At 59.2% G+C, this 13,603-nt stretch carries 10 protein-coding genes; 3 read left to right on the top strand and 7 right to left on the bottom strand.

Features of this window, described 5'->3' with window-relative positions; translation table 11 throughout:
- Window positions 1–29: 29 nt before the first annotated feature.
- From M8J71_RS17810 to M8J71_RS17800, 3 genes are all read right to left on the bottom strand, one after another.
- Entirely contained in the window at window positions 30–512 is a 483-nt protein-coding gene (locus M8J71_RS17810) for a transposase (RefSeq protein ID WP_256249135.1), read from the bottom strand.
- A gap of 240 nt (window positions 513–752) precedes the next feature.
- Window positions 753–1,946, bottom strand: coding sequence for an MFS transporter (locus M8J71_RS17805; protein ID WP_256249134.1), 1,194 nt, complete (start codon window positions 1,944–1,946; stop codon window positions 753–755).
- A 275-nt stretch (window positions 1,947–2,221) separates the two neighbouring features.
- Window positions 2,222–3,100 carry an SMP-30/gluconolactonase/LRE family protein gene (locus M8J71_RS17800; protein WP_256249606.1) on the bottom strand — a complete coding sequence of 293 codons (879 nt, stop codon included), beginning with the start codon at window positions 3,098–3,100 and terminating at the stop codon, window positions 2,222–2,224.
- A 356-nt stretch (window positions 3,101–3,456) separates the two neighbouring features.
- On the opposite strand from M8J71_RS17800, the gene M8J71_RS17795 reads away from it, so the two are divergent.
- The 3 genes from M8J71_RS17795 to M8J71_RS17785 all read left to right on the top strand — a co-directional run bounded on the left by M8J71_RS17795 (window position 3,457) and on the right by M8J71_RS17785 (window position 8,132).
- Window positions 3,457–4,227: an IclR family transcriptional regulator gene (locus M8J71_RS17795; RefSeq protein WP_256249133.1), complete on the top strand. Its 771-nt coding sequence runs from the start codon at window positions 3,457–3,459 to the stop codon at window positions 4,225–4,227.
- Window positions 4,228–4,289: 62 nt separating this feature from the next.
- Window positions 4,290–5,267, top strand: a complete 978-nt coding sequence (locus tag M8J71_RS17790; protein ID WP_256249132.1) for an alpha/beta hydrolase fold domain-containing protein — start codon at window positions 4,290–4,292, stop codon at window positions 5,265–5,267.
- Window positions 5,268–5,438: 171 nt separating this feature from the next.
- Complete coding sequence (locus M8J71_RS17785) at window positions 5,439–8,132, top strand: family 78 glycoside hydrolase catalytic domain (RefSeq protein ID WP_441338915.1); 2,694 nt, start codon at window positions 5,439–5,441, stop codon at window positions 8,130–8,132.
- Between the two features lie 771 nt (window positions 8,133–8,903).
- Here the strand turns inward: M8J71_RS17785 and M8J71_RS17780 are convergent.
- From M8J71_RS17780 to M8J71_RS17770, 4 genes are all read right to left on the bottom strand, one after another.
- Window positions 8,904–9,662 carry an SDR family NAD(P)-dependent oxidoreductase gene (locus M8J71_RS17780; RefSeq protein WP_256249130.1) on the bottom strand — a complete coding sequence of 253 codons (759 nt, stop codon included), beginning with the start codon at window positions 9,660–9,662 and terminating at the stop codon, window positions 8,904–8,906.
- A 55-nt stretch (window positions 9,663–9,717) separates the two neighbouring features.
- A complete protein-coding gene (locus M8J71_RS17775; protein WP_256249129.1) occupies window positions 9,718–11,187 on the bottom strand; it encodes a GH1 family beta-glucosidase in 1,470 nt (489 codons plus the stop codon).
- Window positions 11,188–11,332: 145 nt separating this feature from the next.
- Window positions 11,333–11,620, bottom strand: a complete 288-nt coding sequence (locus M8J71_RS23695; protein WP_374114865.1) for a muconolactone Delta-isomerase family protein — start codon at window positions 11,618–11,620, stop codon at window positions 11,333–11,335.
- Window positions 11,621–11,625: 5 nt separating this feature from the next.
- On the bottom strand, window positions 11,626–13,548 hold the full coding sequence (locus M8J71_RS17770; protein ID WP_256249605.1) for an alpha-ketoacid dehydrogenase subunit alpha/beta: 1,923 nt from the start codon (window positions 13,546–13,548) through the stop codon (window positions 11,626–11,628).
- Window positions 13,549–13,603: the final 55 nt, after the last annotated feature.

Here is a 13,603-nt window from a genome sequence, read left to right as displayed (position 1 = left end):
CTGTTGGGAGAGGTTGTGCCTGGTCTCTGTCATGCCTGGTTGGCCAGGGAGATCAGGTGGAAGTGATCGACGGCGACCGCGGTGCGGGGAAGCCACATTCGCAAGGCTTTTCTGAATGCCGCGGAGGGGTCAATCGCGACGACCTGCACAGCCAGGAGCCATTCCAGCGGCCGGGCGAACAGCCAGTCTCCGACGCCCATGTGGTCGCGGCCGTCGACGACGCTGAGGACTTGTCCGGTGTCCAAGTCGACGATGATTGTCATCCATGGTTCGAACCGGGTCCACGCCTTTGTTGACGGGTCCTGGAAGTAGCGCACGGACCGGAACCGGCGCTCGTCAATGCCCAGCATCCGCGGGCTGAGTTGGTCCACGTCGGACAGCTTCAGCAGGTACGCTTCGGTGACGGCGGCGCGGACCATCCACCAGGGCATGGCGAACCCGGCGGCGGTCTCCGACACGGCCCGGCCCGAGCGGATGACGTCGTCCACGAGCTGGTCCCTCAGCCTGGCCATGAAGCGGGCACGACGCGGCACCTGGCGGGGTAGATTCAAAGAACGACCGCCGGTCGCACCGACTTCCTCGCAGCACCAGCGGTACTTGGACCAGAACACGTCCACCGGCCCGGCGACGGGAATATCGCGGAGTCGTTGAAGACGGCGTTCTTGGAAGTTGAGCTTCCTGCTTATCTGGGCTTGAACTTACCAAGTTCAGTTAGATGCGACTAAACCGATGAAAGTTTAGGGGCAATCCCTTTAGCGTGCGTGCTCACGCTTCGGGACGACAGTTGGCTCCCGCATTTTCAAGGCAGAAGAAGCTAGGGCAGTAACTACGAGTAACGTCAGGACTGCAAGCATGGCGAGCCGGAGGCCGTAGTGCTCCCCCAAAGTTCCCAGTACTGGCGGCCCAACCAGGAATGCGAGGTAGCCAACAGTGGAAACCAAGGCTACCCGAGCAGTTGGGTTAGCACCGGAACTGCCTGCTGCCGAAATTGCAACCGGAAACCCCAAGGCGGCGCCGAGTCCCCACAGAATGACGCCAGTGACAGCAAATACTTGACTGTCCGGGACAATAACCAATGTAAGACCTGCACTTCCGAGAACAGCACTTCCGCAGATGCTGGACCTGGCTCCCCACCTAGCCAGCACCGGTGTACCCAAGAATCTACCCGCGGTCATCGCGCCGGCAAATATCATATAGACAGCTGCTCCGGAGCCTGGAGCAAAGCCATGCCCATCAACCATTAGCAATGGAAGCCAGTCGTTCGCAGTCCCTTCGGAGAAAGCCATTGCCAGGACAATAAATCCTATCAATAAGAGCTTTGGATCCTTCCAGGCAGCTTCCTCGGAAGTCTTCTTTCCCGTCCGAGGTCCCTGGCGACGCCCGATCCCTGAAGGCAACCGCCGAATAGATATCGCGAAAATCGCTCCACTGAGAATTCCGACAGACAAGAGATGAACTGCGACGGGGAGATTCACCACCGTCAGGACCATGCCGGCGGTTGCCCCAACAAGCGTTCCTAGGCTGAAGAAGCCATGCATTGGTGGAAGCGTAGGGATTTTTAGGACATCTTCGACATCCGCTCCCTCCACATTCATCGCAATTTCGCTGACACCCATGCCCAGGCCAAAGAGAAATAGGCCCACGCCGACGATCAATGCAGAAGACGTTTCTGCTCCTAGCCCGATTGTGGGGCTGCTGACCACGATGCCCAACATTCCACCCACAACCACCGGCTTCGTGCCCAGCCTCGCAACCAGGGGCCCTGATGCCAGTACGCCCATCATCGATCCGACCGACAGGCCGAAGAGCACAAGTCCCATTTCAGCCGTAGACGCTCCAATGAGGTCGCGTATGGCGGGAGTCCGTGTCACCCATGAGGATATGCTCAAGCCGGGTACGGCAAACAATGCGAACAAGGCGTAGCGGCGCTTCATGTCACCGTTCAAGACTACCTTTCCTGCAGACTGCACAATGAGTTGCGGATAAAAAGGGGACCCGACGGCTCCAACCCACTGGTGGAGCGACCGGAGCTACCCAACCAATTTAGTTATGAATGGGCGAGTACGATCGATCCGTCGCTTTCTTCGACCCCAGAAATGAGTGCGCGCGCTTTGCTGAGGCGCGGAAATCCTCCGCTTCGTTGCAGTCCAGCCAGTAACAAGCACAAGGCCTTCCCTCTTTCGGCGGGCAGCAAACTGCCCGGTTCCATTGCTGAACGGCGTCATACACCGGGAACTGATATCTCACAGGCAAGAAGACGTCCCGCTCGCTCGGTCTCGAAGTCAACCGTCCCCATCTTCGGTGCCGCACACATGTAGAGCGTCTTCCGGGCCCTGCCGCCAAGTTCCACGGCAAACACGGATAACCCTGGGGTGAGGATGCGATCGAGAATCTTGCCACCGGGAGCGACCCTGATCACGCCGTCGCCTCCAGCATCCGCAATCCACAGCGCACCTTCGGCGTCCAGACATATACCGTCCGGGAGCGGCACGTCGCCCTTCATAGCGGCGGCTGGATCAAGTTCGACCGGTGCTGGGCTGAAGGCGGCCCAATCACGTCGGGTGGAAAGGGAACCATCAGGCCGAATTTCAAAAGCGCTTATTCGGAATGAAAACGTCTCTGCAACCAAGAGATTGCGACCGTCCGGAGTAATAGCCATGCCGTTGGGGAAACCAAGGCCTTCTGCCACGCACCTGGTTTCTCCGCTGCCGTTCACGTGGACAAGAACGGTCGGTTTCATGGCTTCGCCGGCCCGGAAGCCGAAGTTCCCTATATACAGCCCGCCCCGACGGTCAGAGATCATGTCATTGAGATCGCCAGGGACAGCTTCCGTTAAGTCCGCGAACGGCTCAAGCGTGCCTGCCCGAAGCCGCAGAATGAGCTGATCAGCCATGGATGAGATGAGGAGGTCTCCCTGCCCGGTCCAGGCCAATCCAGAAGGACGGGCAGGCACGTCGCAGACCACATCGAAACCGCCGCCATGGCTAAATCGAAGAACCTTCTGGCCGTGCATATCAGAGGCGTAGAGAGATCCCTGATGCCATCGCGGGGCCTCCAAGAAATGAAATCCGGACGCGACAGTTCGGAGGCCCTCCCTCATTTCCACTGCTCCGGCACGCGAGCTCACAGCTACGCTCCCGGACCAACAGGAGGGCTGTGGAATTGGCGATGAGGCAAGTTGTCGGTTTCGGTCTTTTTCACGGGTGAGGATCCTCTCGAACGGCATTGTCACGACGGGTCAAACTTGCTGCAAGCAGAATATTGCTTCGTATTTCATCATGTGAAGTTCTACGCACTCCCCATTGCCCGAAGGTGCTGGCTGGAGGGGTAATCCTGCCGAGACAGCCGGCGCAGTCTGAGCGGGGTGTACCGGCCCTCATACTCTTCTACACGTGTTCCTGGCGTGCAGTTATGGCTGGCATATATTTTCATATGGTGAACCGCTACTATTATCTTATGACGGATTTCGGCGAGGATGAACCGCGCAGCCAGACGCGCATTCAATCAGTGAGTCGCGCCATGTCCCTTTTGATTGAAGTGGCGGAAAGCACAGAGGGTCTGACGGCCCGAGAACTTGCCGACCGCTTCGGGCTGTCTCTCGCAACGACCTACCATCTACTGACGACGCTGTGGGCCGACGGCTTGCTATCCAAGGAAGCCTCGCGCGTTTACCGCCTCGGCCCCCGCGCCGCAACTCTTGCGGAGGCCTATATGCGGCTTGACACGGTCCCACGTGAGTATCGCGACATTCTCCACGCTGTCGCAGGGGAGACAGGGGAAACGGCGTACCTGGGGGTCTGGAGCAATAACAGCGTTCGGGTGCTTGACAGGGTAGATGGCGCCCACTCGGTCCGCGTCGTCGGGCTTAGTGAGGGTTACGCCGAAGATATCCATGCCCGCGCTAGCGGCAAACTGCTCATGGCCTTCATGCAGAGCGAGGAACAGCGGTCGATCGTAGACCGGTTGCGGTTGAGGAGGCGAACTCCTCATACCATCACCAAGAAGTCGGACCTATTCCGCGAATTCGAGGACATTCGCGAGCGGGGCCTGTCCTTTGACAGAGAAGAATTCGAGATCGGTGTGAAGTGCGTAAGCGCACCAATCTGGCGCGGCGACACCGTCGTAGCATGCATTACTGTCTCGTTGCCAGCTCAGCGCTTTGACAGTACGCAAAATGAGGTCATCAAGATCCTCAAGCGCGCCCTCGGAACATCAACCCCCGACTGAAGTCGATCTATTTTCACCACGTCATGATGATGTGTACTCAATTAAGTAAGGACTGAAGCCCAATGACGAGCCAAATCCAGCCCAACTACGTACCACCTTTGAGCGTCAGCGAGCAGGCCAGGGCCTTCCTTGCGGCACCAGCAGCAACCTCCGAACCCCTTGAGACCATGGACAGCGACTCTTGGCAGCAACTCGTTGCTGCATTGGATGAGAGTTTCCTCGCTCGTTTCCCTGAGAGCCCACTGCCTGAGGACCGCCGGGACATTCAAGGAGTGCAGGTCTTCGTGTCCCTGCCCACAGGCCGTAGCACAGGCGACGCGGTCTGCTTGGACCTGCATCCCGGGGCCCTGATGTTCATGGGCGGAGAAGTTTGCCGTCGCCTCGGCGCCTTTACGGCCCTCTCCTATGGGATGGAGACGTGGAGCGTCGACTACAGAATGCCCCCCATTCACCCGTACCCGGCCGCACTGGATGACGCCCTGACGGTGTACCGGGAGCTCGTTGAAGCGCGGGGAGCGGAAAACATTCTGGTTTCGGGCACATCGGCAGGCGGGAACCTCGCGGCTGCCCTGCTCCTTCGAGCCAAGGATGAGGGGCTGCCCATGCCCCGCGCTCTCGTCCTTGGGACTCCAGAAGTGGACTTGACTGAATCCGGAGACTCTTTCCAGGTCAACAAATACGCGGACACTACGCTGCAGAGCACTCAATCCATTAACCTTCTGTACGCGAACGGCAACGATCTGTCAGAGCCATACCTGTCGCCGCTATTTGGCAACCTTGCCGGGTTTCCCTCAACGCTTATCCACACGGGAACGAGAGATCTCTTTCTTTCCAACTCAGTACGCATGCACCGCCGGCTTCTCGCAGCTGGTGCAGCCGCAGAGCTGCACGTCTTTGAAGCGAGACCGCATGGCGGTTTCGGCGGGGCAACCCCAGAGGATGACGAGTTGCGAGAGCAGGTTATTTCCTTTATCCAGCATCATTTCCCGGTCCCGACTCCTGAAACGGAAGCGGGCGAACCAGCCCTGCTGCCCCAGTGACGACAAGGTTGTAGGCTAGATGCTTACTTTCATTTGAAATACAATTCATATGACAATGACCAGCGACGGGCTGGCGGCGCGTCGTTTCTGCGCGTAGGTCCGGTAAATCCGGTTCTAAAATGCGTGCGCGCGGACCCCTCGGCGGGTCCCATTTAGCGGATTGGAAATACTATGCTCACAGTGCTTGATCTTCGATGCGAACACTTGAAGGGGCCCATAGTTCTAGACGAACTTGCGCCAAGGTTCAGTTGGCGGGTGGAGTCCAGTGAACCGGAGCAGCGACAAACGGCGTACGAAATCGCTGTGATTGACGCCTCGCAGAGCTGGGACGAAATGCTCTGGAATACAGGCCGGGTCTCCTCTGGCGAGACCACCGAAATACCGTATGGTGGCCCTGCTCCGCGGCCTTTGCAGGACTTGCGATGGCGGGTGCGTTCTTGGGACAAGGACGGCGTCGTATCTCAGTGGAGCAAGGAGTCAGTGTGGCGAGCAGGTTTCCTCGCCAACGAAAACTGGTCGGCCCAGTGGATTCATACCAAGCTGCAAACACGGGTCGTTCCTCAGGGTGGACCTACGTATAGCAGGCAAAATTGGATGCTGATGGCGCCTACGATGCATCTGCGGCGCCCATTCGAAATTAGTGGCCAATATTCCCGCGCCACGGTGTATGCAACGGCGCGCGGCGTCTATCAACTATCGATTAATGGACAGCGGGTCGGCGATCACGAGCTGGCGCCGGGTTGGACCGATTACGATCGTCGGCATCAGTACCAGGCATTCGATGTCACCGAACATCTCAAAGCCGGCAGCAACGTTCTTGGAGCGTTGCTCGGTGAGGGCTGGTACGCAGGAATGCTGGGATATGACCAGAAGCGTCCGGGCGGTCACTACGGCAGCACACCCGAGTTGCTGGTGGAGTTGCGCATCGAGCATGCCGATGGGCGCGTGCAGCGGGTCTGCACTGATGATCTCTGGAAATGCTCCCGTGGACCCCGAGCTTGGTCCGACATCTACCAGGGCGAAAGGTACGTCTCGGCTAACGAGTTGCCTGGCTGGGACAGGACGGACTTCGATGATTCCTCCTGGTACCCCGCGATGGTCGTCGCGGAGCAACGCTCCGTCCCGCTGGTCGCGGAACCGTCTCCGCCTATCCGAGTGACCAGAAAGCTCGTACCGAAGCGTTCTTGGAAAAATGAAGCCGGGAACTGGGTCCTCGACTTTGGAGAGTACATTTCGGGAGTGACGGAGCTAACGCTCAATGGCGAGGCTGGTTCGACGGTGAGCCTGAAGCACGGTGAATGGTTGGCCGGAGACTCAGCATATGTTGAGAACCTCCACACCGCGTCTTCGACCGATGTCGTCATTCTGCGGGGCGGCCGTCAGCGGTACCGGCCGTTGTTCACTCAGCACGGCTTCCAGTTTGTCGAAATTATCGGCCTCGATGGCGACGTGGCAGATGCCGATGTCGTTGCCTTGCAGTTCCACACAGATAACAGCCGCATGGGTTATTTCGAGTGCTCTGAGCCGGACCTCACTACCTTGGTCGAGAATGCCGACCGCAGCCTTAGGTCTAACAGCATGAGCATCCCTACGTGCGAACCGGCCCGTGATGAGCGAATGGCCTATCTCGGTGACGTTCAGATCGCCTCAGCAACTGCAATGTATCTACGCGACCAGGCCGCGTTCTACAGTAAATGGACTGATGACATCCTCGATGCAGCTGAAGGAATCGGCGGGTTGTTCACCGACGCTGCGCCCACGCCGTACCCTTCGGAGGCGGCCCCAGGATGGGGCGATGGAGGGATCATTTTGCCGTGGACCATGTATCGGTTCTACGGAGATCTGAGGGTTATCGAGAAGATGTGGGCGGCGATGAGTGCGTGGATGGACTCAATCCACGGAGCCAATCCAGACCATGTTCGCCGGAACCGCCTGAATAAGAACTTTAATGACTGGCTGGTGCCCGGCGATAAAGACTTCACTCCCCCGCCGGTCCTTGCCACTGCATACTGGTACTGGTGCGCGCGCCTGATGTCGGAAATGGCATCAGTCACCGGCCGTGGGGATGAGGGCAAGCGCTATGGCGCTTTGGCTGAGAAGATCGCCAACGCCTTTGCAACCGAGTTCATCAGCGAAGACGGCCTGATCGAAGGGGACACTCAAACGGTTTACGCTATGGCGTTCCGGATGGGGCTCGTGCCGCCCCAACGCCGAATGGCTGTCGCCAAGAGGTTTCAGAATAGCGTAATCCGCGAGGACAACCACGTGCGGGTGGGATTCGCCGGCGTGGGATTCATTCTCCCCGCGCTACAGCAAGCAGGTCTCACCGAGACTGCCTACAGACTGATGCTGGACCGCCGCTATCCATCCTGGTTGTACAGTGTCAGCCGCGGAGCAACATCAATCTGGGAACGTTGGAACACGGTTGCCGAGGACGGGAGCATTCCGACACCGGTAATGAACGCCTTCAGCCTCGTGGTGCTCGGCAGTGCCGTTGAGTGGCTGTTCCGGGGCGTGGCCGGCATCAATACCGTCGAGGGTGCAGGTGGCATGCGCGAATTTGCTATTTCACCCACACCAGGGCCGGGCCTAACGTGGGCAAAAGGCACCCACGTCTCACCACACGGCGAGATCGTGAGCGAGTGGAACATAAGGGGCGCTCTGGTCCATTACACTATCCAGATTCCCACCAACACTACAGCCACCGTTGTAATCTCCAGTTCCGACCCCTCTAAGGTCGATCATCTTCAAAAGACAGCGCAGTGGGTCCTAGGCGATGACACAGCGACCTCTCTGATCGGATCCGGTCGACACCACTTCACGGCACCACTTCCGAGCTTAATACTCTCACCTGCGGCTCTCTGACCCTGCTACCGAGAATCGCTGCCCGGGAGCTGCTTGCAGGAAGCTCCCGGACAGCGGATTCACGGAATCTTTTTTTGGCAAGGGTCTAGGCACGCTACCTAGGGAGAACAGGCAGCCGCGAAACGTCGGAATGCGGGGCCTTACTGGATCACAGAATTGGGCTCATCGGGTGGCTCCGCTCGCCCAACCATTGCGCTCGAGCGGCCCGCGCCACCAAGTAAATGCCTTGGACGGATGGTGACGGTCGAAGAGTGAGCCAATGTGGCGAGTATGCCCCCGTGCCCCCGCGCCCCGGCGGCGCGCTTGAAACGAGAACCTCCGTGCTCCGCCCTACGATCCAAAGAAAAAGACTCCAGGGTCCACAGCCGGAACACCCTGGTACTGGAGGCGCTGAACTCAACCAGCTGCCACGCGAACTCCTGGCTCGGCAGAGTCCCACAGAGCACCTGGCGGGAATGCCTTCCACCGTCGGTCGAACCTTGAACTGTGCAATCGCCGGGGGCAGCTTCCCGGTCCGCGATACGTACCGGAGCTGCGCCCCCATGGCCTGAGCAGGCCGTGCGCGGGCTTGTCCTGTTTCTGATAGGCCGGCAACCGGTCATCGAACCTCGCCGCTCGATGATGAAACCCAGCGCCCCTTCGGGGGCCAGCGCACTGCCAAATCCCCCGTTTTGGGCATCGACAACTGACTTGACCACAGGGGCAACCACGACCCTGGTAGGAGAATGCTCCCGTCAACATTGACGTCTGCGGGATTGACAGCGCTGCTTCTTAGTACCAGTTGCCGTCCACGGTCATCCCGCCATCAACGTAAAGGGTCTGGCCGGTGATGTAGGAGGATTCCTGGGAGGCAAGGAAGAAGATCGCTGCTGAGATTTCCTCTGGCTCTGCTAGCCGACTCATTGGAGTCCGGGTAAGGACCGGCTCGAGCCTTAGTGACCCTGCCGCGACGAGGCCAGCCGTCATCGCCGAGTTCACGTATCCGGGCGCGACAGCATTCACGCGGATCTTGTCGCCCGCCCACTCGACGGCTAAGGCCTTTGTCAGACCTTCGACGCCGGCCTTGGCTGCGCAGTAGCTTGAGCGTCCGGGCATCCCGGACGTCGCGGCCACTGATGAGAGGTTGACGATAGCAGCCCGCTTCGACTCGAGAAGGAAGGGATATGCTGCACGGTTGACGCGCATCGTGCCGTTCAGGTGTATGTCGACAAGGCCGGACCACTCACTGTCGGTCGAGGATGCTGCCATCGCCGGTCGTGCAATGCCAGCGCAGTTCACCACGGCGTCGATCGCACCTCCAGTTGAGTCAGCGATCTGCTGGACTGCTTTTTCCACGGAAGCGGACTCGGAAACGTCTGCGGCGCGACCCACGGCGACGTCTGGTCCGCCGAGTTGCTCTACCGCTGAAGTGACAGCATCGGGACGGAGATCGAGGAGGGCGGCACGTCCTCCTTCCCGGATCCACCGGCACGCAAATGCGAGGCCAATACCGGAGGCGCCGCCAGTAATTAATGCGAGAGGTTTACTCATATTTCCTGATTTCGTGACGCCGTCGCGTCTTGGGTCTAAATAATGGCAATGGGAGTTACGGTACGGCCTGTGTTGCCGTCGGCACCATTTCAGGCTTTTGCCGTTCAGCGGGAGTGTTGTGGCGGATGAGGTTTCCGAACCAGTATGCGCTGTCTTTGTAACGCCGTTCGAGACTATCTCGGTCAACGTGGACTAGCCCGAACCGTTGGGTCCAGCCCGCAGCCCATTCCCAGTTGTCCATGAACGTCCATACGCAGAATCCACGAAGGTTTACGCCCGACCGAACTGCGTGTTGTGCCATGGCGAACTGGTTGGCTAGGTATTCCACCCGGTTGATATCATGAACGGCTCCGTCAGGGGCAACTTCGTAGTCGAATGATGCTCCTGCTTCGGTTATGTAAATCGGAATGGCCGGATAAAGGTGATGGACTCGCATGAGTGCGTCGTAAAGCCCGTGGTGATCGATTTCCCAACCAGAGAGCGTTTGTGGAGCACCCGATTTGACCATGACGACATCCTCGCACCCGATGTTGGGCGTCACCGCGTTCCAGTGGCTGGGATCCCACTTAGCGTACTCCCGGAAGTAGTAGTTCACACCGAGAAAGTCGATGGGGGTGGCGATCAGCTCGGCATCCCCTGGCTGTATGTGCGACGCGTCCGTGTAGCGCTGGATCAGCGCCACCGCGTCATCGGCGTAACCGCCGGTCAGTATCGGCTCGATGAAGAAACGATTGATCACAAGATCGGCGCGGCGTGCGGCATCCAGGTCTTTGCTTGAGGTGGACGCAGCATCGATGGGAGTCAGGACCAGCGCGATGCCGACTTCGTTATCGGGGCGGGCGGCCTTCATCGCCTTAGTGGCATTCCCATGAGCGAGGAGGACGTGATGGGCGGCCCTTAGGGCCGAAGTGGGGCTGGTGATTCCCGGCGCATGCTTTCCGGAGCCGTAGCCGAATAGCGCCACGCAGGAGGGCTCCTCAAAAGTCGTCCATCGTTTTACACGATCGCCCAGCCTGTCTTGGACCTTTAGCGCATAATCCGTGAACCGCTGAACGGTTTCCCGGGATTCCCACCCCCCTCGGTCCTGGAGAGCCTGCGGCATGTCCCAGTGGTAGAGCGTGACCCAAGGATCCACGCCGATCGCTATCAACTTATCGATAACGTCGGAATAGTAGGTCAGGGCTTCTTCATTCCAAACGCCGTCGCCTAAGGGGTCAACTCGGGACCATGCTATGGAGGGTCGATAGGTGTCCGGGCCGATCGCTGCAAGCATGTCAAAGTCGCTATCAAAGCGGTTGTAGTGGTCGATCGCGCGTTCCTGCGTACTTCCATCCACGATGGCCCCGGGCTTTTGGGTAAAGGTGTCCCAAATCGAGACTCCCTTCCCACCTTGCGTGACGGCGCCCTCTGTTTGGTTGCACGAACTGGACAGCCCAAACACAAAGCCGGCCGGAAAGACAAGTTCTTCGATGCGATGGTTTGCGAGGTTCTGGGTGCCAGAAAGCCTCTCGACAGTATTAGTCACTAAATGGAGCCTACTTTCATTATTGATTCTTAACCGCGCCGTTCACGTTGGTCTTCCCCGGCCCCGGGATTGGCTTTGCAGCTGAAGGCGTGCACGCGATTACGGATGGCACTGGCTTGGACAGCCTAGGACTTGTAGTTGTATCTCACCCGTCGCTTCGGGGGTCGTTTGGATGCGGGGCCAGGCATTGTATCCTCACGGTCATGAATGGCCGAAGCGGAAGACTGTCTAGCAACTTAGTTAGTTCAAACTCATCAGTGGCGCGCCACAGGCCGTAGTTAGACCAAGCATCCGGTACACGCCAAAGGGCGATTATGTGGCCGGCAGCTGCCAGTTCCTTTGCACGAGCGCCCTCGGCTGCCCGCAGCCGTTCGACTTCCGCAGTTGGAAGGTCACCCGTGTCAATATCGACCCGCACAAGGAACTCCGACATGTGGTTCACCGGGTGTGGACCCGGCGGGCTGCGTCGATAATGTCGCTGGCGGTCGGGAGGACGCTATCTTGCAGTGACGGCGCCGATGGCATCCGCACGTCGGGAGTTCCGACGCGCACAACGGGACTTACCAGAAGATCGAAGTGCCGCTCAGTAATCAAGGCTGAGACCTCAGCGCCAAATCCGCCGGAAAGGAAGGCCTCGTGGGCTATGACCACGCGCCCGCCGCAGCGGGAAACTGCCTTGGCGATGGCCTGGTCGTCGAGCGGCCGGAGCCACCGAAGGTCGACAACAGTGGCGTCGATGCCCTCGTCACTAAGCCTTTCGGCTGCCTCAAGGGCCGGTGCAACCATGGATCCCCAACTGATGATCGCAACGTCGGCACCATCCCGCCGTTCAACGGCTCCCGCAGCAATCTCGGTGGGCCCATTGAGGGCGACTTCGCCCACGGTCTGGTACATGGACCTGTGCTCAAGAAGGACGACAGGATCGGGATCCTCAATCGCAGCGAGTGTCATCGCGTAAGCATCCTGCGGAGTAGCCGGCAAGCCGACCTTGATACCAGGAATGTGGCTCAAAATAGCTTCGATGCTCTGTGAATGCTGCGCGCATGAGCCCGGCGTAACTCCTTGCTGCATCCGAATAACCAGTGGAGCCGACAATTTGGAGCGGTTCACGTAGCGGACGTTAGAGGCTTGGTTAATGATCTGATCAAGGGCGACGAAGACGAAATCGGCCCACATGATCTCCACGACTGGTCGCAGGCCGGCGATTGCTGCGCCCACGGCTGACCCGAGAATAGCGGACTCGGCGATGGGCGTGTCGAAGACCCGTTCCTGGCCGAACTGCTTTTGGAGGCCTCGCGTTACACCGAAAATCCCACCAGCGTATCCGACGTCTTCGCCGTAGACGATTACTTCGTCCCGCCGTTGCATCGCATTCTTCAGTGCCTCGTTGACAGCACGGAAGTAGGGAATTTCCTTGACCTCAGATGTCTGTGAACTGGCTGGAACCGGCAGGTCAGGGGCGTAAAGGTGCTCGAAAACTCCGTCGGGGTTCGGGGCCGGCATCTGCCGAACCTTCTCGGCCAGCAGTTTGATCTCGGCATCAACTTCGGCGTCGATCAAAGCAGCATCCTCGTCAGAGAGGCCTTCTAACTCGCGCAGCCGCAGGAGCGGGTCGAGGCGTTTTGCCGCCTCAATGTCTTCGGCCTGCCGGTAGTGCTGAATGTCCTTATTGTAATGACCGGAGAGCCGGGCGGTCTTGAATTCAAGGAGAACAGGGCCTGTACCCGAGCGGCATACTCGGGCCGCGTCGGCGACCGCGTCAGCGACCGCAACGGGATCGTTTCCATCCACGACGTGACTCTCGATGTTGAGGCCCTGTCCACGCATTGCCAGATGCTCGCCACGCGTCGTCACAGCGGTGGGGGTCATCTCCGCCCATCCGTTATTTTCGCAGGCGAAGATCACCGGAAGATTCTTGGCGGCGGCGAAGATCATCGCTTCTGTCGTGCCGCCTTGGTTCATAGCACCATCGCCCAACGATGCGAGCACCACTGCGGTACCCCCCTTGGCTCCGTCAGCCATCGCCACACCTGCAGCTATAGGCAGGCCGGCACCAATGATTGAGTTTTCACCCAGAAAGCCTGCGTCTGGGGCGCTGAGCATAGGTGAGCCCGCGCGGCCGCCGTTTACTCCATCGGCGCGCTGGGCGATCTCCGCCATGAGTGCGAGGGGGTCCGCGCCGCACGCGAGGGCCCAGCCGTGTCCGCGGTATGTCGCCAGCACTTTGTCTCCCGGTTCCAAGACCGACATCGCCCCTACGGGGATTGCTTCCTGCCCCAGGCACAGGTGCACCGAACCAACGACGTGGCCTTCCCGTCCCAGGTCTTGGACTTGCTCTTCGAATTTCCGGATGAAGGCCATTCGGCGGTACGAATCTGTCGGACTGTAGGGATAGCCCATGGTGGATCGCTCCAAA

Source organism: Pseudarthrobacter sp. R1, assembly GCF_024494415.1.
In the GTDB taxonomy this organism is placed as follows: domain Bacteria; phylum Actinomycetota; class Actinomycetes; order Actinomycetales; family Micrococcaceae; genus Arthrobacter.
The sequence above is the reverse complement of the archived record's forward strand: the minus strand, read 5'-3'. Positions and strand labels throughout refer to the sequence as shown.

What these genes read in the sequence shown, in the direction of transcription:
- M8J71_RS17770 (WP_256249605.1), bottom strand. Translation starts at nt 13,548, where the DNA reads ATGGCCTTCATCCGGAAATTCGAAGAGCAAGTCCAAGACCTGGGACGG.
- M8J71_RS23695 (WP_374114865.1), bottom strand. Translation starts at nt 11,620, where the DNA reads ATGTCGGAGTTCCTTGTGCGGGTCGATATTGACACGGGTGACCTTCCA.
- M8J71_RS17800 (WP_256249606.1), bottom strand. Translation starts at nt 3,100, where the DNA reads ATGAGGGAGGGCCTCCGAACTGTCGCGTCCGGATTTCATTTCTTGGAG.
- M8J71_RS17795 (WP_256249133.1), top strand. Translation starts at nt 3,457, where the DNA reads ATGACGGATTTCGGCGAGGATGAACCGCGCAGCCAGACGCGCATTCAA.
- M8J71_RS17810 (WP_256249135.1), bottom strand. Translation starts at nt 512, where the DNA reads ATGGCCAGGCTGAGGGACCAGCTCGTGGACGACGTCATCCGCTCGGGC.
- M8J71_RS17780 (WP_256249130.1), bottom strand. Translation starts at nt 9,662, where the DNA reads ATGAGTAAACCTCTCGCATTAATTACTGGCGGCGCCTCCGGTATTGGC.
- M8J71_RS17785 (WP_441338915.1), top strand. Translation starts at nt 5,439, where the DNA reads ATGCTCACAGTGCTTGATCTTCGATGCGAACACTTGAAGGGGCCCATA.
- M8J71_RS17790 (WP_256249132.1), top strand. Translation starts at nt 4,290, where the DNA reads ATGACGAGCCAAATCCAGCCCAACTACGTACCACCTTTGAGCGTCAGC.